Origin of the sequence: Methyloceanibacter sp., assembly GCF_050999895.1 — a bacterium.
GTDB lineage: Bacteria > Pseudomonadota > Alphaproteobacteria > Rhizobiales > Methyloligellaceae > Methyloceanibacter.
This window is the reverse complement of the sequence record NZ_JBPCOU010000059.1, coordinates 38,420-58,341: the sequence shown is the minus strand read 5'-3', so window position 1 is coordinate 58,341 and position 19,922 is coordinate 38,420. Positions and strand designations below refer to the sequence as shown.

General features: G+C 63.5%; 17 protein-coding genes and 1 tRNA gene. 6 read left to right on the top strand and 12 right to left on the bottom strand.

Annotation, left to right across the window (positions count from 1 at the left end; translation table 11 throughout):
- Positions 1-290: hypothetical protein (locus ACR2J1_RS06595; protein WP_434018541.1), on the bottom strand; the 290-nt coding region annotated here is incomplete at its 3' end.
- A gap of 233 nt (positions 291-523) precedes the next feature.
- Positions 524-835 (bottom strand): hypothetical protein, encoded by a 312-nt coding sequence (locus ACR2J1_RS06590; RefSeq protein WP_434018540.1) that lies wholly within the window; start codon positions 833-835, stop codon positions 524-526.
- A 1,096-nt stretch (positions 836-1,931) separates the two neighbouring features.
- Here ACR2J1_RS06590 and ACR2J1_RS06585 point away from each other — a divergent pair.
- The 4 genes from ACR2J1_RS06585 to ACR2J1_RS06570 all read left to right on the top strand — a co-directional run bounded on the left by ACR2J1_RS06585 (position 1,932) and on the right by ACR2J1_RS06570 (position 5,871).
- Positions 1,932-2,005: transfer RNA gene (locus ACR2J1_RS06585), tRNA-Gln, on the top strand.
- Positions 2,006-2,043: 38 nt separating this feature from the next.
- Positions 2,044-3,018 (top strand): CFI-box-CTERM domain-containing protein, encoded by a 975-nt coding sequence (locus ACR2J1_RS06580; protein ID WP_434018539.1) that lies wholly within the window; start codon positions 2,044-2,046, stop codon positions 3,016-3,018.
- Between the two features lie 241 nt (positions 3,019-3,259).
- On the top strand, positions 3,260-4,369 hold the full coding sequence (locus ACR2J1_RS06575) for a TAXI family TRAP transporter solute-binding subunit (RefSeq protein WP_434018538.1): 1,110 nt from the start codon (positions 3,260-3,262) through the stop codon (positions 4,367-4,369).
- 86 nt (positions 4,370-4,455) lie between these two features.
- Complete coding sequence (locus ACR2J1_RS06570) at positions 4,456-5,871, top strand: hypothetical protein (protein ID WP_434018537.1); 1,416 nt, start codon at positions 4,456-4,458, stop codon at positions 5,869-5,871.
- A 65-nt stretch (positions 5,872-5,936) separates the two neighbouring features.
- Here the strand turns inward: ACR2J1_RS06570 and cysN are convergent, their stop codons facing one another.
- The 6 genes from cysN to ACR2J1_RS06540 all read right to left on the bottom strand — a co-directional run bounded on the left by cysN (position 5,937) and on the right by ACR2J1_RS06540 (position 14,046).
- Positions 5,937-7,856, bottom strand: a complete 1,920-nt coding sequence (gene cysN / locus ACR2J1_RS06565) for a sulfate adenylyltransferase subunit CysN (protein ID WP_434018536.1) — start codon at positions 7,854-7,856, stop codon at positions 5,937-5,939.
- Complete coding sequence (gene cysD, locus ACR2J1_RS06560; RefSeq protein ID WP_434018535.1) at positions 7,856-8,764, bottom strand: sulfate adenylyltransferase subunit CysD; 909 nt, start codon at positions 8,762-8,764, stop codon at positions 7,856-7,858. Before cysD ends, cysN begins: the two co-directional genes overlap by 1 nt.
- Positions 8,765-8,794: 30 nt before the next feature.
- Complete coding sequence (gene pssA / locus ACR2J1_RS06555) at positions 8,795-9,649, bottom strand: CDP-diacylglycerol--serine O-phosphatidyltransferase (RefSeq protein WP_434018534.1); 855 nt, start codon at positions 9,647-9,649, stop codon at positions 8,795-8,797.
- Positions 9,650-9,661: 12 nt separating this feature from the next.
- Positions 9,662-10,375: a phosphatidylserine decarboxylase gene (locus ACR2J1_RS06550; RefSeq protein WP_434018533.1), complete on the bottom strand. Its 714-nt coding sequence runs from the start codon at positions 10,373-10,375 to the stop codon at positions 9,662-9,664.
- A 12-nt stretch (positions 10,376-10,387) separates the two neighbouring features.
- Positions 10,388-12,316: an ABCB family ABC transporter ATP-binding protein/permease gene (locus ACR2J1_RS06545; RefSeq protein ID WP_434018532.1), complete on the bottom strand. Its 1,929-nt coding sequence runs from the start codon at positions 12,314-12,316 to the stop codon at positions 10,388-10,390.
- A gap of 122 nt (positions 12,317-12,438) precedes the next feature.
- Positions 12,439-14,046 carry a LysM peptidoglycan-binding domain-containing protein gene (locus ACR2J1_RS06540; protein WP_434018531.1) on the bottom strand — a complete coding sequence of 536 codons (1,608 nt, stop codon included), beginning with the start codon at positions 14,044-14,046 and terminating at the stop codon, positions 12,439-12,441.
- A 177-nt stretch (positions 14,047-14,223) separates the two neighbouring features.
- Between ACR2J1_RS06540 and ACR2J1_RS06535 the strand changes: the two genes are divergently transcribed.
- A complete protein-coding gene (locus ACR2J1_RS06535) occupies positions 14,224-14,841 on the top strand; it encodes a TIGR00730 family Rossman fold protein (protein ID WP_434018530.1) in 618 nt (205 codons plus the stop codon).
- Here ACR2J1_RS06535 and cimA read toward each other — a convergent pair.
- Genes cimA through cysS form a run of 4 tightly spaced genes read right to left on the bottom strand, consistent with a single transcriptional unit; the run spans position 14,838 to position 18,483 of the window.
- Positions 14,838-16,442, bottom strand: coding sequence for a citramalate synthase (gene cimA / locus ACR2J1_RS06530; RefSeq protein WP_434018529.1), 1,605 nt, complete (start codon positions 16,440-16,442; stop codon positions 14,838-14,840). The genes ACR2J1_RS06535 and cimA overlap by 4 nt on opposite strands.
- Before the next feature lie 6 nt (positions 16,443-16,448).
- Complete coding sequence (locus ACR2J1_RS06525) at positions 16,449-16,571, bottom strand: hypothetical protein (RefSeq protein ID WP_434018528.1); 123 nt, start codon at positions 16,569-16,571, stop codon at positions 16,449-16,451.
- Positions 16,568-17,077, bottom strand: a complete 510-nt coding sequence (locus tag ACR2J1_RS06520) for an N-acetyltransferase family protein (protein ID WP_434018527.1) — start codon at positions 17,075-17,077, stop codon at positions 16,568-16,570. The genes ACR2J1_RS06525 and ACR2J1_RS06520 overlap by 4 nt, the downstream gene beginning before the upstream one ends.
- Positions 17,074-18,483 carry a cysteine--tRNA ligase gene (cysS, locus tag ACR2J1_RS06515; RefSeq protein ID WP_434018526.1) on the bottom strand — a complete coding sequence of 470 codons (1,410 nt, stop codon included), beginning with the start codon at positions 18,481-18,483 and terminating at the stop codon, positions 17,074-17,076. Before cysS ends, ACR2J1_RS06520 begins: the two co-directional genes overlap by 4 nt.
- Positions 18,484-18,779: 296 nt before the next feature.
- On the opposite strand from cysS, the gene ACR2J1_RS06510 reads away from it, so the two are divergent.
- Positions 18,780-19,907, top strand: a complete 1,128-nt coding sequence (locus ACR2J1_RS06510) for a DUF2865 domain-containing protein (RefSeq protein ID WP_434018525.1) — start codon at positions 18,780-18,782, stop codon at positions 19,905-19,907.
- The last annotated feature ends 15 nt before the right edge of the window (positions 19,908-19,922 follow it).

The following is a 19,922-nucleotide window of genomic DNA, read 5'->3' as shown; positions in this document are numbered from 1 at the left end:
CCTTCCGTGTTGGCGATAAGCCATTGCTTGAAGGCTTCCGGCGTGCGTCCCTCCTTGTTGCTCCACGCCCCGAACAGGAGCTTGGCGTCGGAGTCCGGTGAGACGAAATAGTGAAACGACGGTTTGGAATCGCCTTCGATGGGGGTGAAGGTCGCCTGCGGATAGGCGTAGCGGAAACCGAAGCCGGCATCCCGCCCCGACGCCCATTGCGAGGGATCGGCTGCCAAGCCGACGGGCAATAGCGCTGCGCCCGCAACGAGAAGCCCAGCCAGCTTTGGAGAGAACCGCATCGTCGCCTCATCAGGGAAAGAGTTCTACTGCTACAACAACAGCAGGCGATGCGCAGGGGTTCCCTCCTTCACCCAGTCCGGCGAGCAACGTGAAACGACGGTCCCCGCCGGCCGTTACGCGGTTCCCCCACATCGGTCTCCCGGAGGCCGAGCGTCGGCTGGCGGCGCGCAACGCAGCGCGATCCACAACTTGCTACCGAGCACACACGCTAAACCGCCGCCGGAGGCGGCGACTAGGCCTGGTCGGAGGCGTCGGAGCGGCCCGTACGGCGGCGAATGAAATTGTGAACGTTCTTTTTCAGGAAAGTGTACGCCGGCCGTCCCATGATGACCACGGCGAGGAGCTTGGTGAGAAACGGCGTTGCGCCGAAGAGTCCCGTGAGCGCGGCCTTAAGCGCGGGCTCGAGGTCGGTTGCGATCACGACGGGGATCAACGTCCAGGCGATATAGCCCCCGGCGATCAGGGCTGTGCCAATGCCGAAGCGCCAGCCGAGCTCGGCCGGGCTGACGTGTTCCGTTTCGGTCTTTACCGCGGGTTCTCTCATGGTGCCCTGCTCCGAACCAGCCTGAACCTGATCCGAAAATAAGGTTTCCTGGAGGCCGCTACCAGGGGCCGATCCCCGTTCTTCAGCGTCATTTTTAAGCACGCTGTCTTGCACGGCTCGGCACACCCCTTCAGCGGAAGCAAGCGAAATACGGTCGCAAGCTGCCGCGAACTCAAAATCTACCGGCCTCTTTTAGGTCTCCCCGCTCCCAGCCCCGCCGAGACGGCAAGGCGCAAGGTGGCACCTGCGTTCTGCGATCGGAGGAGTTCCCCGCGAGCGTGCCGTCGACCCGATGCCGAGTGTTCCAGACTCTCGCAAAAGACTCAAGGCCGTTCGGCCCGCATTTACCCCGGTATTTCCTCATCTTGGATTTCGCCTGCGGTCCCACAGATGCTCATCCAACACGCGCTGGATGCGGTCCTGCGCCGGAATCGGCTCCAAATATGCGTCGAAGTCGCGATATTCGGCCTTCGCTTCCGGCGTCGGGAGCCCGTGGGAAATCGGCCCGCCAAAAAAGCATGCGTTTCCAACCCCTTGCATCCCCGCCCTGCAAGGGAGGCTGAACCCCTGCAACAAGCAGCCTGCGCATTAGGTCTGCGCCGCATCGCTCTCGTCGTAGCCGCCCTTGACCAGCAGATCGATGACGGCCGTGAGCCGGGGCAAGCAGCGTCGGGCTGGGCGCACCCCCGTCGCGGCGCTCGCTCGAACGGCGATCGGCGCGCACTTCGGTTTCCGACATCTCCCCAGGCTTGCGGAGGCTCGTCTCGCGATCCTTCAGAGGCTTCAGATCGGCCTCGGACAACCCGTCTTCCTCGAGTTGGCCGATCACAATCGCCAGATATTTCGCGCCGATTGTGTCGCCCTGGCTGGAAGGCGTGCGGTCGGAATAGATCAGCCGCACCGCTTTAAAGGCGGCGGCGAGACGAATGATATAGGTCGGCTGCATCTCCATGACCGTCACACCTTAGTTAAAAATAGTTGACGGCCTTTTTACGCGAAGCGGCCTTGCCAAGCCTTATTGCCTGCGTCTAGAAGTGTCGGAGCCGCGAGGCTTGCGCTTGCAAAGTGCCTGTCCGCGTCCCAATTTTGTCCTTGTTGGGGGATCGTCTAACGGTAGGACAGCGGACTCTGACTCCGTCAGTCTAGGTTCGAATCCTAGTCCCCCAGCCAACCCTTTTGATGCGCCTGACAAGCGCCTGCCCAAAGCGATGATCCTGAACTCTCGCCGCCGGGTGCTTGCCCTCCTCCTTGCCGCGGGGGCAGGAGCACGCCTTCCCGCCCTTCCCAGCGCCTTCGCCGCCGAAGAGCAGCCGGACCCGGAACAGCCGGAAAAGCCGGACTGCTTCGCCTCGCAAGCCTTCGGCAAATGGAAGGCGCAGGCCACGAACAAAGAAACGGGTGCCCGCTTCAGCGAGGTCGCGTTCTCGAGCACCAACGCCTGCTCGCTGAGCGCGGATCTCGAAGTCTCCGGGAAATACGACGCCAGGCTCACGATCTACGGCGATCCCGAGACCAACCCGCTGCCGAAGGAATTTTTGATCAAGCCGGAGCACCGTCTCCTCGTGGCCAGCGACGACGGCAAAATCGTCGTCGACGTGGCGCTCTGCGGCAACTGCACCGACATCTATGAAGGCAATGTCAGCATCGTGCTGCCACTCGCTACCGCTCCGCTCCTTCGCGACGGGAAGTCGGCGGAATTTACGATCAAGCTCGGCGATGAGCAATGCAGCTTCAAGGTCGATACCGATCCCTTGCATAAGGCTTTGTCGTGGGCCGAGGAGAAGCGGACCGAGCTTGCCAAGGATCGGGATAACGACAAATGCGCCGCGCTCGACGACTGCTTCATTACCTCGGCCTGCTGCGAGGTGCTGGGCCTCAGCGACGATTGTTTCGAACTGCGCAGCTTGCGCGCCTATCGCGATCAGGTGCTTGCGAGCACGCCGGGAGGCGCCGCCGACATCGCGCTCTATTACCGGATCGCGCCGGAAATTTTACGCGCCATGCCTTCTGCGACCCGGCATGCGCGGCTCGGCGCGGTCTACCTCCTGTATATTTTGCCCGCCGCCGTCGCCGCGCGGCTCGGACTGCCGACACTCGCGCATCGCATCTACCGAGCGATGATGCAACGGCTCGCCCGCGAATTTGCGCCGCTGCTGATGCCCGCCCTCGGCGGGAATCGCTAAGACAAGCATTCGCCGCAATCAGGTCGAGATCGCGCCCCACTCGGCGCGTAGGCTCGTCGCCAAGAACAAGAAAGCGTTGCTTCTTAAGCGAACTCGCGCATTTGGGACTGGTAGCTGGAATTGCGGCCGCCGGTCCTAGAGGGGGAACTGTCTGTGTCTTGCCTGTCGGCTATGGCAAAAATCCAGCCTTGTGACGCCTCTCAGCGAGCTGTAACTCCCGAGCGATCACGGGAGGGGTGTCATGGGGTTCTGCGTCATGCGTATTGGGCCACACCTTTTACTCTGTCTCAGCCTCACGCTGCTTGCGAGCCTCGCAGCACAGGCAGAGGACAAACATCCCGAACCGAAATCCTTCACGCTGATCGCGGCCGGCCCGGCAGACGCCGAGACCGCCTTAGCCGCAGAGATGGTTAGCCTCCTCCCAAACGAGGCAAGAAACCGCGTCAGCGTCGCGCGGGGCGATGCTGGATTCAACAATATCATTCAGTTGCTGTCGGATCCTAAGACCGGCGCTGCATTCGTCTCCACCGATGCGCTGGCTTATGCCAAGGATGCCAATCTCGGCGGCAATCTTCAGGAGCGGCTTGCCCTTGTCGCTCGGCTCGCGCCGCAAGAGGTGCATGTGGTAGCGCGCCGAAACATCGCGAGGCTCGGCGATCTCGCCGGGCAGAAAGTCGGCGTCGGGCCGTCGGGCTCAAGCTCCGCCGTCACCGCAGCATCCGTGTTCGCCGCGCTTAACATCGCGGTCGATCCGGTCGCCCTCGACACCGAGCGCGCGATGGCCATGCTGAAGCGCGGCGAAATCGCCGCCTTGGTAAGCGTCGGCGGGAAACCGCTGTCGTTCATGGCCGCGCTCCAAGCCGATGCTGCCGACCTTCATCTCCTTGCGATCCCTTTCAGTCCCGCCCTTCAGAATAGCTATCTCCCCGCCCGCTTCGAGCATAGCGACTATCCCGGTCTCGTCGAGAGCGAGGTCGAGGTGCCGACCATCGCCACCGGTCTCCTGCTGCTCGCCTCGCGCGACAGGGACGGCCCCGCCTATGGCGCATGGCTCCAGTTCTTCATCGAGAGCTTCTTCTCCGGCTTCGGGACGCTTGAGAAACGCGACCGGCATCCGAAATGGCGCGAGGTCAATCTCGCCGCCGCCTATCCGGGCTTTGCGCGTGCGGAGCCGGCGGACGCGTGGCTGCACAAGGAACCGGTCGCATTGCAAGACGCGGCCGAAAAAGGCCCTGACGCAAACCTCGCCACAACGGCGCCGGCTCTGCCGGCCTCCGTTTCCATGAGCGAGGACCAGAAGAAGGCGTTGTTTCAAGAATTCATCGAGTGGCGGCGCGCAAGGCAACACTAGCGCGGTTTTTTGGACTGGGGAATGGGGGGCGCACGGACGCGCGGGGTGAGAACCCTCGCGGCGTCACACCATGATGGAGCGACACCATGATCGTTTGCCCCCTGCCTCTCGCCGAGCGCCGCGACTGGCAACCGCATGGCAGCGCCGTTCCCTTGCCGGCAGCGCCAACGATTGAGAGTCTTCCACCGCCCCGGCTTGTGCCGGCGCCGCCCCTCAAGATCACCTATCCCGGCTCCTTGGCGGCACGCCTCGTGGCTCTCGCCGAGGGCGACCGCGACGATCGCATCCGCGACCGTCGTCATGAAGCAGCCGGCGTCCTCAATGATTTCAGCACGGAGCAGACGAACAGGCAGGCGAGCAGGATCATCGCCGGCCGCCAGGGCGCCGATATCCTGGTGGCTCAAACTCTTCCCCTTAGGGCATCTCGCGAGCATGAGCGCGACGACATCGCCCCGCAAGCAGTGGTCCAGGCGCTGGTCCGCGATTTCCACCGCCGGCAGCGCCAAGCGAGTTTCCTCGTGGCCGGATGCCTCGGCACCGCCTGCCTGCTGACCGTTGGCGGCATCGCTATCCTCGCGAGCCTGGTGACTCCGGCGCCGCGCGAAACCCCCGCCTCAACGCCCGCGCCCGCGCCCGCGACATCGATTGCGTGGCAGGCGCCCGGCGTGGACAGCGCCCTTCCCGCGCCGCGCAATCCCGAGACCGCAAATCGCGCGCGCAAGACCGGCCCGCTTCTTATCCAAGCCAAGGCGAAAATGGACGTTGTCGGCGGCGGCCTGCTCCAGCAAGCCGCATGGCGCGCGCCGCGCGAGACGCCCCCGACAGCAGTGATCTTCGCGAGCGCCGACAGGCCTCTCGCGCTTGCGCCGCTCCTGTCGCAGCGGCAGGCACGCTATCTTATGCTGCGTGGCCTCCCCGCCGAGGCGGAGCTTTCTTCAGGAACCCGCAACAATAGCGGCGCGTGGGTCGTGAAGACGCGAGATCTCGCCGACCTCTCGCTCTCGGTACAAACGGCCGCAGCCGGCGATTATCCGATCGAGATTTACAGTTTGAATTCGGGCAACGCACCCCAGGGGAGGCAGATCTTCCTGTTACGCGTAGGGTCTCCCTCCGGTGCGTCTGCGGCCGCGGGCCTCAACATTAGTTGGCCCGCGGTCCTTCTTGACATGGCGATGATGACTCTCGCTGCCGAGGGTCACAGCGTCCATGACGGGCTTTCGCCGCTGTTCGCGCGCGCGGGACGCCTTCTCACCGAGGGCGACATCGCCGGCGCCCGCCTCATCCTGCATCACCTGGCCGAGAACGGCGAGGCGGACGCGGCATACGAGCTGGCGCGGACCTTCGATCCGGCCGTACTGGAGGAGCTCGGCGTCCGAGGCATCGAAGGCGATCGCAAGAACGCCGTCGGCTGGTATCAACGCGCCTCGCGCATCGGCAACGCAAAAGCCAACGAACGTTTGAATATCCTCGCCAGCCTATCGGACCCACGTCCGGGGGATTAGCGCGAGGAGGCCGCAGCCGCCATTTCCGAGGGAAACCAATCGGGGGGATCGGCGGCTGCGGCCACCTAAATAAAGTGGCGCCGCCGCAGCTCAGCGACAACGCTGTCGGCGAGGTCATCGGGGCTGACATGGCGGGTTTGCAGCGCAAGCTCGGGGTTCTCCGGCTTTTCGTAGTCTGAATCGATGCCGGTGAAATTGCTGATCAGGCCCGCGCGGGCCTTGCGATAGAGCCCTTTGGGATCGCGTTCCTCGCAGACGGAGAGCGGGGTATCGACGAAGATCTCGATGAACTCGCCATCGGCGAGCAACTCGCGCGCCATGCGCCGCTCCGACCGGAACGGCGAGATGAACGACACCATGACGATGAGACCGGCATCCACGAACAAGCGCGCGGTCTCCGCCACCCGGCGGATATTCTCCACCCGGTCCGCGTCGTTGAAGCCGAGATCCTTGTTGAGCCCGTGACGCACATTGTCGCCATCGAGAAGATATGTATGGCGACCAATGGCGGCGAGACGCTTCTCCACCAAATTGGCGATGGTCGACTTGCCCGCCCCTGACAGGCCGGTGAACCACAGCACGCAGGGCTTCTGCGCCTTGAGTCCGGCACGCGCGTCCTTATCGATGGTCAGCGCCTGCCACTGAATGTTGGTCGCGCGCCTCAAGCCGAACTCGATCATGCCGGCGGCGACGGTCGTGTTCGTGAAGCGATCGATCAGGATGAAGCTGCCGGTCTCGATATTCTCCGCGTAAGGATCGAACACGAGTGCCTTCGCCGTGCTGAGATTGCACGAGCCCACTTCGTTCAGTTCGAGCGTCTTTCCGGCCACGTGGTCGAGATTGTCGACATTGAGTTTGTATTTCAGCGTGGTGACGGTCGCGGTCGTGATCTGCCCGCCGCATTTGATGCCATAGGTCCGCCCCGGCAGCATCGGCTCCTCATCGAACCAAATGACCCGTGCCGCGATCTGGTCGGCGACCGCGGGCGCGGCATCGGCCATGGCGAGGATGTTGCCGCGGCTCGCGTCCACTTCCTCGGTGAATGTTACCGTCACGGCATCGCCTGAGTGGGCGACCTCAAGGTCTCCGTCGGCCGTAACGATGCGGCCGATCTCGGCAAGCTTGCCGATCGGCTGAATCACAACCGTGTCGCCCGGCCGCACCGAACCGCTGGCGACCGTGCCTGCATAGCCGCGGAAATCCGCATCCGGCCGATTCACATATTGGATAGGCAGACGGAATGGCTGCTGGAGCGCGTCGCTGATGACCTCGACGGTCTCCAAATGCCCGAGCAAGGTCGGCCCGTGATACCAGTGCATATGCGTGCTCGGGTGAATCACGTTGTCGCCTTTGAGCGCCGACACCGGGATCGGCGTGATCGACTCGAAACCGAGCGGCGCGGCGAAATTGGCAAAGTCCTCGGCGATCGCCTCGAAGCGGGCCTCGTCGAAATCGACCAAGTCCATCTTGTTGATGGCGACCGCGATCTTGCGAATGCCGAGCAGCGAGACGATGCAGGCATGCCTGCGCGTCTGCGTAATCACGCCGTTTCGCGCATCGACGAGCAGGACGGCGAAATCGCAATTGGAAGCGCCGGTCGCCATGTTGCGCGTGTACTGCACATGCCCCGGGGTGTCTGCCACGATGAATTTGCGCCGCGGCGTGGAGAAATAGCGATAGGCGACGTCGATGGTGATTTTCTGCTCACGCTCCGCCTGAAGGCCATCGACTAGCAGAGAAAGGTCGAGCGTGGCCTCGCGCGGCTTGCCTGGGCGGCGCGAGTCCGTCTCCGCGCTTTTGAGCTGGTCCTCATAGACCAGCGCCGAATCGTAGAGCAGACGGCCGATCAGCGTGCTCTTCCCGTCGTCCACGCTGCCGCAGGTGAGAAAACGCAGAAGCGTTCTGTCCTCTTCCTCGGCGATGCGGACGGCGAGACGCTCGCTCGCGCCCGCGGGCTCCTTGCCGACAACCGTCAAGCGCGCCATTAGAAATAGCCCTCTTGCTTTTTCTTCTCCATGGAGCCCGCCTGGTCGTGATCAATGACGCGGCCTTGACGCTCAGACCACCGTGTTGCGATTAGCTCTTCGATGATCTCCGGCACCGTCGTGGCGTCGGACCGGATGGCGCCGGTGAGAGGATAGCACCCCAGGGTGCGGAAGCGCACCGGGGCCATTTCCGGCTTTTCGCCAGGATCGAGCGGCAGGCGATCGTCGTCGACCATGATCAGGGTGCCGCTTCGCTCCACGACCGGCCGCTCCGCGGCGAAATAGAGGGGAACGACCGGAATGTCCTCGAGATGGACATAGGTCCAGACATCGAGCTCGGTCCAATTCGAAAGCGGAAACACGCGCATGCTCTCGCCGGGCTTGATCTCGGTATTGGCGAGGTGCCAGAGCTCCGGCCGCTGCCGCTTCGGGTCCCAATTATGCGCGGCATTGCGGAACGAGAAGATGCGCTCCTTCGCCCGCGACTTCTCCTCGTCGCGGCGCGCGCCGCCGAACGCCGCATCGAAGCCATGCGCCTCCAGCGCCTGCTTCAACGCCTGCGTCTTCATGATGTCGGTATAGAGCGCGCTGCCGTGATTGATGGGCGAGATGCCGTCATGCACGCCTTGTGCGTTGGTATGCACCATGAGATCGAGCCCCAGACGCCGCATCTCCGCATCGCGGAAGGCGATCATCTCGCGAAACTTCCAGGTCGTGTCGACATGCAGCAGCGGGAAAGGCGGCTTGGCGGGAAAAAAGGCTTTGCGCGCCAGATGCAACATCACGGAGGAGTCCTTTCCGATGGAATACAGCATCACCGGATTGCGGAACGACGCGGCAACCTCGCGCATGATGTAAATGCTCTCGGCTTCGAGCTGGCGCAGATAGGTCGACACGGTCTTTTTCATGGGTGCACTCGAAGCATGAACAGAGGGCCCTTAAGCCGGCCCTTCTATAGGATTTTCCGGCTTCGCGCCCTTCCCGTTCTGCGCCTTGGCGGCCAGATCGGCCTTACGCTTTTCCTGCATATAGCGGTAGGCGCTCACAGGGATCAGGGCGATGTAGACGAGCGATCCCACCGCGAGCGTCAGCGAGGGGAAGCTCAGAAGCACGGCGATGAATAAAGCCGCGAGAACGAAGACCGGCGGCACATATTCCCGCGCGATTCTCTGTCCGACGAGCTTGATCGAGAAGGTCGGCACATTGCTCACCATCAAGAGGGCGATGGCGATCGTATAGAGGAGGACGAGCGGGGTCAGGCTCGGCAGGTGAAGGCCAAGGTCCTGCACATAAATTGGCAGCAGCAATATGATGGCGCCGGCTGGAGCCGGCACCCCCACGAAGTAGTTGTTCTTCCACGCCGGTAGCTCGGCATCGAGGGCGGCATTGAAGCGCGCGAGGCGGAGCGCCGAGCAGACCGCGAAAACGAGCACCGCGATCCAGCCCATGCTGCGCAGATCCTCCAGCGCCCAGCTGAACATGATGATGGCCGGCGCGACGCCGAAATTGACGAAGTCGGCGAGGCTGTCGAGCTCGGCGCCGAAACGCGTCGAGGCTTTCAAGAGCCGCGCGATGCGGCCGTCGATGCCATCGAGAAAGGCCGCGAAGACGAGCGCCGCAACCGCGAGATCCCAGCGATGCTCGATGCCCATGCGGATCGCGGTCAGACCAGCGCATAGGCCAAGCAGCGTAAAGATATTGGGAATGAGGACGCGGGTCGGCACCTGGCCGCGGGAGAAGACGAGTTGCCGCCGCTTGCGGTCGTCACGTTCAGGATCGAAAGGCGGGAACATGCTGACCTACGCCTACCCTACCTGCGCCATGGCGGGATCATTCCGGCCACCAAGCTCGGCGAACACCGTCTCGCCGCCTATCGCCAATTGGCCCACGGAGACCAAGATTCGCGCATCGAGAGGCAAATAGACATCCACGCGGCTGCCGAAGCGGATCAAACCGAGGCGCTCGCCAGGAACCAAGCTATCGCCCTCGCCGACGAAAGTCACGATGCGCCGGGCAACAAAACCCGCAATCAGCACGATGCCGATTCTGTCGCCTTTTGGCGTTTCGACGACGAGCGCGCGCCGCTCGTTTTCCTCGCTTGCCTTGTCGAGCTCGGCATTGAGAAAGGCGCCGGGCACATAATGGCTTCTGACGATGCGGCCGCCCACGGCAGCGCGGACAATATGCACATCGAATACCGAGAGAAAGACTGAAACGCGAGTGAGCAGGGCCGTGCCGAGATCCAGCTCCTTCGGCGCCAACACGTCCTCGATTGCGGCAATTCTGCCGTCCGCGGCGCTGACCACGAGACCGTCACGCGAAGGTGTCACGCGATCAGGATCGCGAAAGAAATAGGCGCAATAGGCGGTCGCGATCACGCCGAGCCAACCGAGCGGACTTGCGATCAGAAACAGCACGAGCGTCGCGGCGGCGAAGCCAAAGACGAATTTATGCCCGTCCCGGTGGATCGGGACGAAGGCATTGGCAATCGTGTCGAGCAGGCCGTGGCGGTCGGTCATGTCAACTTAGGATCAATTCGAGGCAAGGGCTTCGTCTTCGAGACGCTCGGCAGCGCGCGACTCCAGCGTATCGTCGGAGCTTTGCACCAAACGCTCCCGCGCCTCTTCAGCCTCACGCTGCCGGGCCCAAAGGCTGGAATAGAGGCCGCCGCGCGCTAAAAGCTCGACATGCGTTCCCTGCTCGACGATCTCGCCCTGGTCAAGAACGAGAATATTGTCGGCATGAACCACCGTGGAGAGCCGATGCGCGATCACGAGCGTGGTGCGGTCGCGGGCGACGCGCTCCAGCGCATCCTGGATGTCCTTCTCGGTGTGGCTGTCGAGCGCCGAGGTCGCCTCGTCCAGCATCAGGATGGGCGGCGCTTTGAGGATCGTCCGCGCGATGGCGACGCGCTGCTTCTCGCCGCCGGACAGCTTCAGTCCCCGCTCACCGACAAGGGCCTTATAGCCCTGCGGCGTCGACATGATGAAGTCGTGGATTTGCGCGAGCCTTGCCGCATCGCGGACCGCGGCTTGGCTCGCATCGGGCTTCCCATACCGGATGTTGTATTCGATCGTATCGTTGAAGAGCACGGTGTCCTGCGGCACCATCCCGATCGCCGCGCGCAAGGAGTCTTGCGTCACGTCTCTGATGTCCTGCCCGTCGATCAATACTTTTCCGCCGGTCAGCTCATAGAAGCGGAAAAGGATGCGAGAGATGGTCGATTTGCCCGCGCCCGAAGCCCCAACGATGGCGACCATTTTACCGGCGGGCACCTCGAAGCTGACATTCTTGAGGACAACCCGCTCGGGATCGTAGGCGAAGGAGACGTTCTTGAATTCGATCTTTCCCTTGTCGACGCGGAGCGGCTTCGCGCCCGGGCGATCCACGATCTCGGCCGGCTCATGCAACAGCGCGAACATTGTCTCGATGTCGATGAGCCCCTGCTTGATCTCGCGATAGACCATGCCCATGAAATTGAGCGGCAGATAAAGCTGCATCAGTATCGCGTTTATCATGACGAAGTCGCCAATGGTGAGCACGCCATTGCTAACGTCGCGCGCGGCGAGCAGCATGCAGGCAACGAGCCCGGCGGTGAAGACGATGGCTTGGCCGCTATTGAGGAGGCCGAGCGAGGTATATGTGCGGATCGCGGCTTGCTCGTAGCGCGCCATGGAGGAATCGAAGCGGCGCGCCTCGTGGCCCTCATTGCCAAAATATTTCACCGTCTCGTAGTTGAGGAGACTGTCGACGGCCTTGGAGTGCGCCTCGGTGTCGGATTCGTTCATGATGCGGCGGATGGCGATGCGGCGTTCGCTCGCCCAAAACGTGAACCAGACATAAAGCACGACCGTGACCGCGACGGCGACGACATAGATCCAGCCGAAATAATACGCCACCAGGCCGCAGATCATCAGGAGCTCGACCGCGGTCGGGATCGAGTTCAAAACAGCCATGCGCATGATCGTGTCCACGCCGGTGACGCCGCGCTCGATCACCCTATTGAGGCCGCCGGTCCGGCGCTCGAGATGGAAGCGCATCGACAGCGCGTGCAGGTGGCGGAAGGTGCGATTAGCGAGCGCCCGCACCGCATTCTGCGCAACGACGGTGAAGAGGATGTCGCGAAATTGCGCGAAGACCACCATCAGCACGCGGCCGAGTCCGTAGGCGATGATCAGAAAAGCCGGCACTGCGGCAAGGCCAAGGGCCGAAATCCCCGCGATCTCCCCAGGGTCGGCCTGGCCGGTGAGAAGATCGACGACCATCTTGTAGGCGATGGGGACGGCGAGAGTGACGGCCTTGGCAACGATGAGGGCGAGGAGCGCAAAGATCACACGCCAGCGCAGATCCGGGCGGTCGGCCGGCCAAACGTAAGGCGCGAGTTCGCGCAGCACGGCAAGGTGCCCCGTCCGCGCTTCGAATAGCGCGTCGCTGCTCGTTCGCGGCAATCGGTCTTGCATCTGAGATCGCTTTTATAAAGGCCGAGTCGGCACGGCAAAAAGGGCAGTCTCAAGGACTGCCCTGCTGCGTCAGCCTAGATATAGGGGTCGAGGCTCCGCGCGCCAAGCGTCTGCCGGGGCGCTCAGCGCTGCGGCAGCCTGACCTCTTGATCCGGATAGATCCAATGTGGATTGCGGATCACCTTACGGTTTTGCCGGGCAATCTTCTTGTAGCGCCAGCCTCCGCCAAGATACTCCTCGGCAATATCCCAGAGCGTATCGCCAGGTTTCACGGCATAGACCCCCGGCCGCTGCGGCGTTTTCGTGGGAGCGTCCCGAGCGGGCTCGGTGGCGGCGACGTCCGGCGTCTCCGGCTTCGCGGTGTCTTCCGCCGGGGGCGAAGGGCTCGCAGGCGCCGTAGCATCCTGCTGAGGCGCGGGCGCGGGCGCGGCGGGCTCTTCCGCTGGAGCCGCAGCGACCTCCGGCTCGGGTTTCACACGCCGCATGCTGACGGAGGCACGGCCCGCCGGCATGCCGGTCTTCTCGTCGATGCGATCGGCGCGAAGAACATGGTCGCCCGGCTGGAGCTTCTGGTCGAATTCGAAGCTCCACGCGCCATCCTGGCCGATCACAACCTCGCCGACCGGTTGGTCATCGAAATAGAGACGGATTTGAGCCCCGGGATGACCCGCACCCCCAGCCGTCACCTTGCCGCTCTCGGGGCCGGTATCCTGATAGTCCACGGTCTTGAAGACGACCGGCGGCTTAGGATTGTGCGACCCCTCGGGGGTTGCCTCGGGTAGTGCCGGGTCGGACGCCGACCTCTCTATCAAGCTCTTGTCGCCGGGGACTTCGCCGGATTGGTCCGCCGATTGCTCCTCTGCTGGGGCGGGCGACGGAGTATCAGCGGCGGCATCGGAAGCGGCTTCCGGTGCAGCGGGCTCGCTCGCCGGGGCTTGGGTCGAGGGCTGGATCAAGCTCTTGTCGCCGGGAATATCCGCCTCGGCCATCTGCGAGGGCTGTTCTGTTTGCCCTGAGGCCGCTTCTACCGGCTCACTCGCCGGGCGTTGATACGGATTCTCGATCAAACTCTTGTCGCCGGGAATCTCGCCGTCGCCCGCAGCCGCTGTTTGGTCGTCCGCGCTCGCATCGGCGGGCACCGTCGCATCAGCGGCAGTGGCATCATTTTGCGGGGCAGCGGGAGCCGCGGTGTCGCCCTCAGGCTCCGACGGATTGACGGCTTCCGGCAGGGCCGCAATGTCTTCCCCTTCGCTCTTTGTGTCGGCGACCGCCACCTTCACCGTCTCCTGCGACGACAGTGAACTGGTCCCATCCGGAGATGTCGCGGTCACCGTCAGCTCATGGTCGCCGGGCGGCAGCGGCTTCTCCAGAATGACGGTCCACGAGCCCTCCTCATCGGCCGTAGTCTCGGCGACAACGGTTCCGCCCGTCGCGACTTTGACGGACCAGCCGGGTGCCGCGCGGCCGGCCATCACGCCGTCGCCGCTTTTCTCGACGCGCACGACGTCGAAGCTCGGAACGGTCGTGGGTCCCTTGGGCGCGGCATCGGCCTGCTTGTCCGGCGCCTGTTTGTTCGGCGTCTGTTGTCCCGGCGCCACGCCGGGGGTGGTGCCGTCCCCGGCCGTCTGCGACGGCCCCTGCTGGCGCTGATAGAGATAAAGTCCGAGCACGCAGACGGCGACGATGCCGATCAACGCTGCCATCACTGCAATGAATCTGCTGCCACTCATGTTGTTTTTCCTTGGACGCCCGTCTCCCGGCATTTTTGTGTATTGCGGCCACGAAGATCGATTTCCCGACCTTCCCCCGCTCATCGCGCCAAACTATCGGATCGGTCCCAAAGATGCCAACCCGATTGCAGGACTTGGTTTCTTGACGCGCCATAACCGCAAATGCGACATGGCGGCATGCAACGACCTGTGAGCATTCAAAAAATCTGCGTTTATTGCGGCTCCGGCCCCGGCCTGAACCCGGCCTTCGTCCAAGCCGCGCGGACATTGGGCCGCATTCTGGCGGAGGCCGGCATCGGCCTCGTCTATGGCGGAGGCAGCATCGGTCTCATGGGGGAGATCGCCCGCTCGGTGCTCGATCATGGCGGCCACGTCACCGGGATCATTCCGGGCTTCCTCAGCGAACGCGAGCATATGCTGCTCGACGCCCAGGAGCTGATCGTGGTCGACGACATGCATCAGCGAAAGCAGCTGATGTTTGCCAAGTCCGAGGCGTTCGTGGCGATGCCCGGCGGCCTGGGCACGCTGGAAGAGTTCGTCGAGCAACTGACCTGGTCGCAGCTTGGCCAGCATGAAAAGCCGATCGTGCTGGCCAATATCCAGCGCTTCTGGAATCCGCTTCTAGCGCTCTTTGACGACATGCACGCGGACGCCTTCATCCGGCCGGGGCTGGAGTTGAAGCTCCTCGTCGCCGACCGCGTCGAGGACATCGTGCCCTCCATCGCCAAGGCGCTCGCGCCGCAGACGGTCGCGGACCAAGCGAAGGCCGAGGCGAAAGTCGAGATAAAGTTCTAGCTGGCCATCACCGCACCGTCGCGCAACAGCTTGTAATTGATGGAATCGAGTAGCGCCTCGAAGGAGGCATCGACGATGTTCGGCGAGACGCCGACAGTGTGCCAGCGATTGCCCTCGCCGTCGCGGCTTTCGATCAGCACCCGGGTCACGGCGTCGGTGCCGCCGGTGAGGATGCGCACTTTATAGTCGACGAGTTCGAGGTCATCGATGAAGCCCTGATAGGGGCCGAGATCCTTGCGCAAGGCGTTGTCGAGCGCATTCACCGGACCGTTGCCCTCGCCCACCGACATGACCGTCTGTCCATCGATGCGCACTTTGACAGTCGCCTCCGAGATGGTGACGAGATCGCCAAGCGCATTGTGACGGCGCTCGACAAGCACGCGGAATGAATCCACGTCGAAAAATTGCGGCACATTGCCGAGCGTGCGCTTGGCGAGCAGCGCGAAGGACGCATCGGCCGCCTCATAGGCGTAGCCATAGGCCTCGCGCTGCTTCACCTCATCCAGCAGCCGCGCGATGCGCGAATCGTCCTTGGGGATGGCGATACCGATACGCTCAAGCTCGGCCAAAATGTTGGACCGGCCGGCTTGATCCGATACGAGCATTCGGCGACTGTTGCCAGTCGCCTCCGGCGGAACGTGCTCATAGGTGCGCGAATCCTTCTGCACCGCGGAAACATGGATGCCACCTTTGTGCGCGAAGGCCGCCTCTCCAACATAGGGCGCATGGCGGTTCGGTGAGCGGTTCAGAACTTCGTCGAGCACGCGGGAGGCATGCGTCAAGGTCCTGAGCTTGTCGGGCGTGACGCCGCTCTCGAAACGGTCGGCAAAATCGGATTTCAGCATCAGCGTCGGGATGATGGAGGTGAGGTTCGCATTGCCGCAGCGCTCGCCGAGCCCGTTGAGGGTGCCCTGGATCTGGCGCACGCCGGCGCGAACCGCCGCGAGCGAGTTGGCGACACCGTTATCGGTGTCGTTGTGGGTATGGATCCCGAGCCGGTCGCCGGGGATATGCTTGACCACTTCGGAGACAATGGCCTCGATCTCGTAGGGCAGCGAACCGCCATTGGTGTCGCACAGCACGATCCAACGCGCGCCGGCATCGTACGCGGTCTTGGCGCAGGCGAGCGCATAGTCCGGATTGGCCTTGTAGCCGTCGAAGAAATGCTCGGAGTCGAGCAGCGCCTCGCGGCCCTTGGCCACCACGGCCTCGATCGACTCTTTGATGCCTTGGAGATTCTCCTCGGGGCTGATGCCGAGCGCGACCTCGACATGAAAGTCCCACGCCTTGGCAACGAGGCAGACGGCGGAGGCATCGGCCTCAAGCAGCGCCTGAAAGCCGGGGTCGTTGGCGAGCGAGCGGCCCGGACGCTTGGTCATGCCGAACGCGCATAGGGAAGCCGCCTTCAAGGAGCGTCTCTCGGCAAACAGCGCCGTGTCGATCGGATTGGCACCCGGATAGCCAGCCTCGATATAGTCGATGCCGAGCAGATCCAACTGCTCCGCGATCACCCACTTGTCTTCAAGTGAGAAATCGACGCCCTGGGTCTGGGCGCCGTCGCGGAGCGTGGTGTCGTAGAGATAGAGGCGTTCGCGGGACATGCTGCCTCACACCAAGCCGAAGATGGCATTCAGCGCAAGCACCACGGCGAGCGCGAGCACGGTGATCTTGATGGCCATATAGACTTTGCGCGAGCCCTTGAAGGGCACGTCCTTGAAAAACGAGCTCATCCCGCGACCCTATCGGGCTTCGCGAGCACTTTGTGCATGGTCGTGTTGGCAAGCCATTCATGGCCGCACTGGACGCTGTTGCGCTGCTGCGGGACGTAGCCGCGCGTGGCGAAGAATCCGGACGCCGTGTCGCTGGCCTCTACGCTGAGCTTCTCCACACCCTGCGCGCCGGCAATTTTCTCGAGCGCGTCGGAGAGCAGCGTTCCAACCCCCTGGCTTGCCGCGGCCGGGTGCACGTAAAGAAATCCGATCTTATCGTTGCCTTCAAGCGAAGCGAAACCGACAGGCGATCCCCCGAGAGTCGCAATGATGGTGAGCTCGCGCGCCAACCGCCCCGCAAAGTCTGCTTCGTTATCGACCGCCGCGGCCCAAGCCTCTTGCTGCGAGCCGGTATAGTCGTCGCCGGTCAGGTCCAGGATGCTCTGCCGGAAGATGTCGGCGAGCATGGGCGCATCCTGCGGCAGCATCGGCCGGACCGCGAGCGCTGGATAGGCCTGCGCGTTCATCGGGCGACCTCCCAGGTCGTGCCCTCGGCACTGTCCTTCAAGACGATTCCCACGGCCTCTAGCTCGGCGCGGATGCGATCGGCCTCTGCGAAGTTCTTGGCGTTGCGCGCCTCGTTGCGGGCGGCGATGAGCCTATCGACGTGACCGGCATCGCTCCCGACCTCAGCGCGAGAGCCGCCGCGCGCTTTGTTTTTGGCACCTGCGTGGCGTCTGATATTTGCGCGCTGACCGGAGAAGCCGAGCAGATTGAGCGCGGCGCGCAACCCCGCCCATTTGCCCGAGCTGTGCAGCTTGTGCAGCGCCGCGATGGCCTTGGGGGTATTCAGATCGTCGTAGACCGTATCGAGCACGGGGCCCGGCACGCCGCCGCCGCCCTCCTTGCCCTCCAGATCTCCGTACCATTCCCACAACGTCTTATGGGACTCGTCCAGCCCGACATGAGTCCAATCGAGTGGCTGGCGGTAATGGGTGCGCAGCATGTTGAAGCGCAGCGCCTCGCCCGGCCAGGCATAACCCTGCCAGCCCGTGAGCAGCTCATGGATGGTGACGAAGTTGCCGAGGCTCTTCGCCATCTTCTCTCCCTCCACCTGGAGGAAGCCATTATGCAGCCAGTGATTGGCCATCACCTTCGTTCCATGCGCGCAACGCGATTGCGCGATCTCGTTCTCGTGATGCGGAAAGACGAGGTCGATCCCGCCGCCATGAATGTCGAAGGTCTCACCGAGATGCTTCCACGACATAGCCGAGCACTCGATATGCCAGCCGGGACGGCCGGGCGTCTCGATGCCGGCGGGCGACGGCCAGGACGGCTCGCCCGGCATCGACGGCTTCCACAGCACGAAATCCATGGCATCGCGCTTGAATGGCGCCACCTCAACGCGCGCGCCGGCGATCATCTCATCGAGTGGGCGCCCCGACAGCTTACCGTAGTCGGGCATCGCGGCGACGTGGAAGAGAATATGGTCTTCCGCCACGTAGGCGCAGCCGCGCTCGACGAGCGTCTCTATCATCGTCGTCATCTCGGCAATGTGCTGCGTCGCCCGCGGCTCCACAGTCGGCGGCAGGCAGCCGAGCGCCGCGACGTCCCTGTGAAACTGCTGCTCGGTCTTTTCGGTGACGCACCGGATCGCCTCGTTCAAAGGCAGGTCCGGATAATCCTCCGCCGCGCGCGCGTTGATCTTGTCGTCGACGTCGGTGATGTTGCGGACATAGGTGACGTGATCCGGCCCGTAGCGGTGCCGCAGCAGCCGGTAGACCAGGTCGAAGACGATCACCGGCCGCGCATTGCCGATATGAGCGAAGTCGTAGACCGTCGGCCCGCACACATACATGCGCACATTGGCCGGATCGAACGGCTTGAACGGCTCTTTCTTGCGGCTAAGCGTGTTGTAAAGCGTAAGCGCCACTGACCAAGCCCTTTGGCTTAAGGCCCGGCGGGCGTTCTGAACTTCGGATATGGTAAAGGGGAACGACCGCGCGAGCTTGTTGCTAGCCCGGAATAATGCCGTCGAAAACGATAAGGATCGGTTGCCCTTGCATCATGCGCGGTTTATGGCGGTAAACTGCGGAATCGTCAAGCAAGCCATCTTATTGATGCCGCATTGACCCAGGAGCTTAGCGGCGCATAATGAGGGGCAGAGGCATCCCAGGACTGGAACGGAACGTGAGCGTTAATCGCGATCATCGGCGCGCGGCGGCGTCCATGCGGTCGATAGTCCGCATGAGCGCGCGTGCCGCGTGCGGCCTCTTCGTCCTAGGCGCCGCCACAGTCTCGTTCGCGCAAGGCATGAGCGAGGAGCAAATGCGCTGCATGCAGCTCCAGCAGGAGCTGGCCGCTGCCCCGGGCGGCGGCGGCGGCCGCGAGGAGCTGCCCCGCATCGAGCAGCAGATTGCCCAGCAGGATCGTATCTTCCAAGGCACGCAAGCCGCCATGGACGATGCCGGCTGCTATGAGAGATTGTTCATCTTCGGCCGCGCGCTGGTCCGCAGCCCCAAATGCCTCAACATGAATAACCGCGTCGAGGAAGCGCGCCGCCAGCTCGCTCAACTCCAGCAGCAGCGCCAGGCCATCACGCGCGGCGGCGGCGGCAAGCGCCGGCAGGCGGAGCTACAGGACGCACTCGCCCGTGCCGGATGCGGCGGCGTGCGTGCCCCGCGCCGTGGCGGTGGCCTGTTCGACTTTTTCGGCGGCGAAGAAGAGCGCCCGCAAGTGGATCCCGGCTATCAGACCTCGCGCATCATTCCCAACGCGCCCTATCGCACTGTCTGCGTGCGGCTCTGCGACGGCTTCTATTACCCGGTCAGCTATTCGACCTATCCGAGCAATTTCTCCGCCGACGCCTCGCGCTGCCAATCGAACTGCGCCGCGCCCGCGGAACTCTATGTCTACCGTAATCCGGGCGAAGAGATCGAGCGCGCCGTGTCGCTCAACGGCGCTGCCTATATGGACCTGCCGGTGGCGCTAAAATATCGCAAGGAGTACGTCAAGGGCTGCTCCTGCAAGCAAGCCGAGTTCAATCCGACCGACATCGAGAACGCGAACAAGAAGGCCGAGGTGACGCCCGCGCCGGCCACCGGCAAGGCTGCCGCGCCTGCGAAACAGGCTGCCGAAGCCGACGCTTCCGCGACCGCATCGGGTGGCGAGACACCTCCTGTCGACCTCGACCTCGACGTCACGGGCAGCACCGCGCCAGCACCGCCGCCTGAGCAAGCTCAAGAGCCTGCCGCGCCGCCGCCGGCTCCCGCAGCGGAAGCGGCGCCCGCCGCGTCACCGAAGGGTCAGTCGACCATCGCCAAGCGCAAGACGGCTCCGGCGCCGACACCGCAATAGCGCAATCCTATTTCT

Coding starts and splice junctions, on each gene's coding strand:
- ACR2J1_RS06550 (WP_434018533.1), bottom strand. CDS start 10,375: ATGACCGACCGCCACGGCCTGCTCGACACGATTGCCAATGCCTTCGTC.
- ACR2J1_RS06540 (WP_434018531.1), bottom strand. CDS start 14,046: ATGAGTGGCAGCAGATTCATTGCAGTGATGGCAGCGTTGATCGGCATC.
- ACR2J1_RS06535 (WP_434018530.1), top strand. CDS start 14,224: ATGCAACGACCTGTGAGCATTCAAAAAATCTGCGTTTATTGCGGCTCC.
- ACR2J1_RS06520 (WP_434018527.1), bottom strand. CDS start 17,077: ATGAACGCGCAGGCCTATCCAGCGCTCGCGGTCCGGCCGATGCTGCCG.
- ACR2J1_RS06525 (WP_434018528.1), bottom strand. CDS start 16,571: ATGAGCTCGTTTTTCAAGGACGTGCCCTTCAAGGGCTCGCGCAAAGTC.
- pssA (WP_434018534.1), bottom strand. CDS start 9,649: ATGTTCCCGCCTTTCGATCCTGAACGTGACGACCGCAAGCGGCGGCAA.
- cysD (WP_434018535.1), bottom strand. CDS start 8,764: ATGAAAAAGACCGTGTCGACCTATCTGCGCCAGCTCGAAGCCGAGAGC.
- ACR2J1_RS06510 (WP_434018525.1), top strand. CDS start 18,780: ATGCGGTCGATAGTCCGCATGAGCGCGCGTGCCGCGTGCGGCCTCTTC.
- ACR2J1_RS06580 (WP_434018539.1), top strand. CDS start 2,044: ATGATCCTGAACTCTCGCCGCCGGGTGCTTGCCCTCCTCCTTGCCGCG.
- ACR2J1_RS06575 (WP_434018538.1), top strand. CDS start 3,260: ATGGGGTTCTGCGTCATGCGTATTGGGCCACACCTTTTACTCTGTCTC.
- ACR2J1_RS06545 (WP_434018532.1), bottom strand. CDS start 12,316: ATGCAAGACCGATTGCCGCGAACGAGCAGCGACGCGCTATTCGAAGCG.
- cimA (WP_434018529.1), bottom strand. CDS start 16,442: ATGTCCCGCGAACGCCTCTATCTCTACGACACCACGCTCCGCGACGGC.
- ACR2J1_RS06590 (WP_434018540.1), bottom strand. CDS start 835: ATGAGAGAACCCGCGGTAAAGACCGAAACGGAACACGTCAGCCCGGCC.
- cysN (WP_434018536.1), bottom strand. CDS start 7,856: ATGGCGCGCTTGACGGTTGTCGGCAAGGAGCCCGCGGGCGCGAGCGAG.
- ACR2J1_RS06570 (WP_434018537.1), top strand. CDS start 4,456: ATGATCGTTTGCCCCCTGCCTCTCGCCGAGCGCCGCGACTGGCAACCG.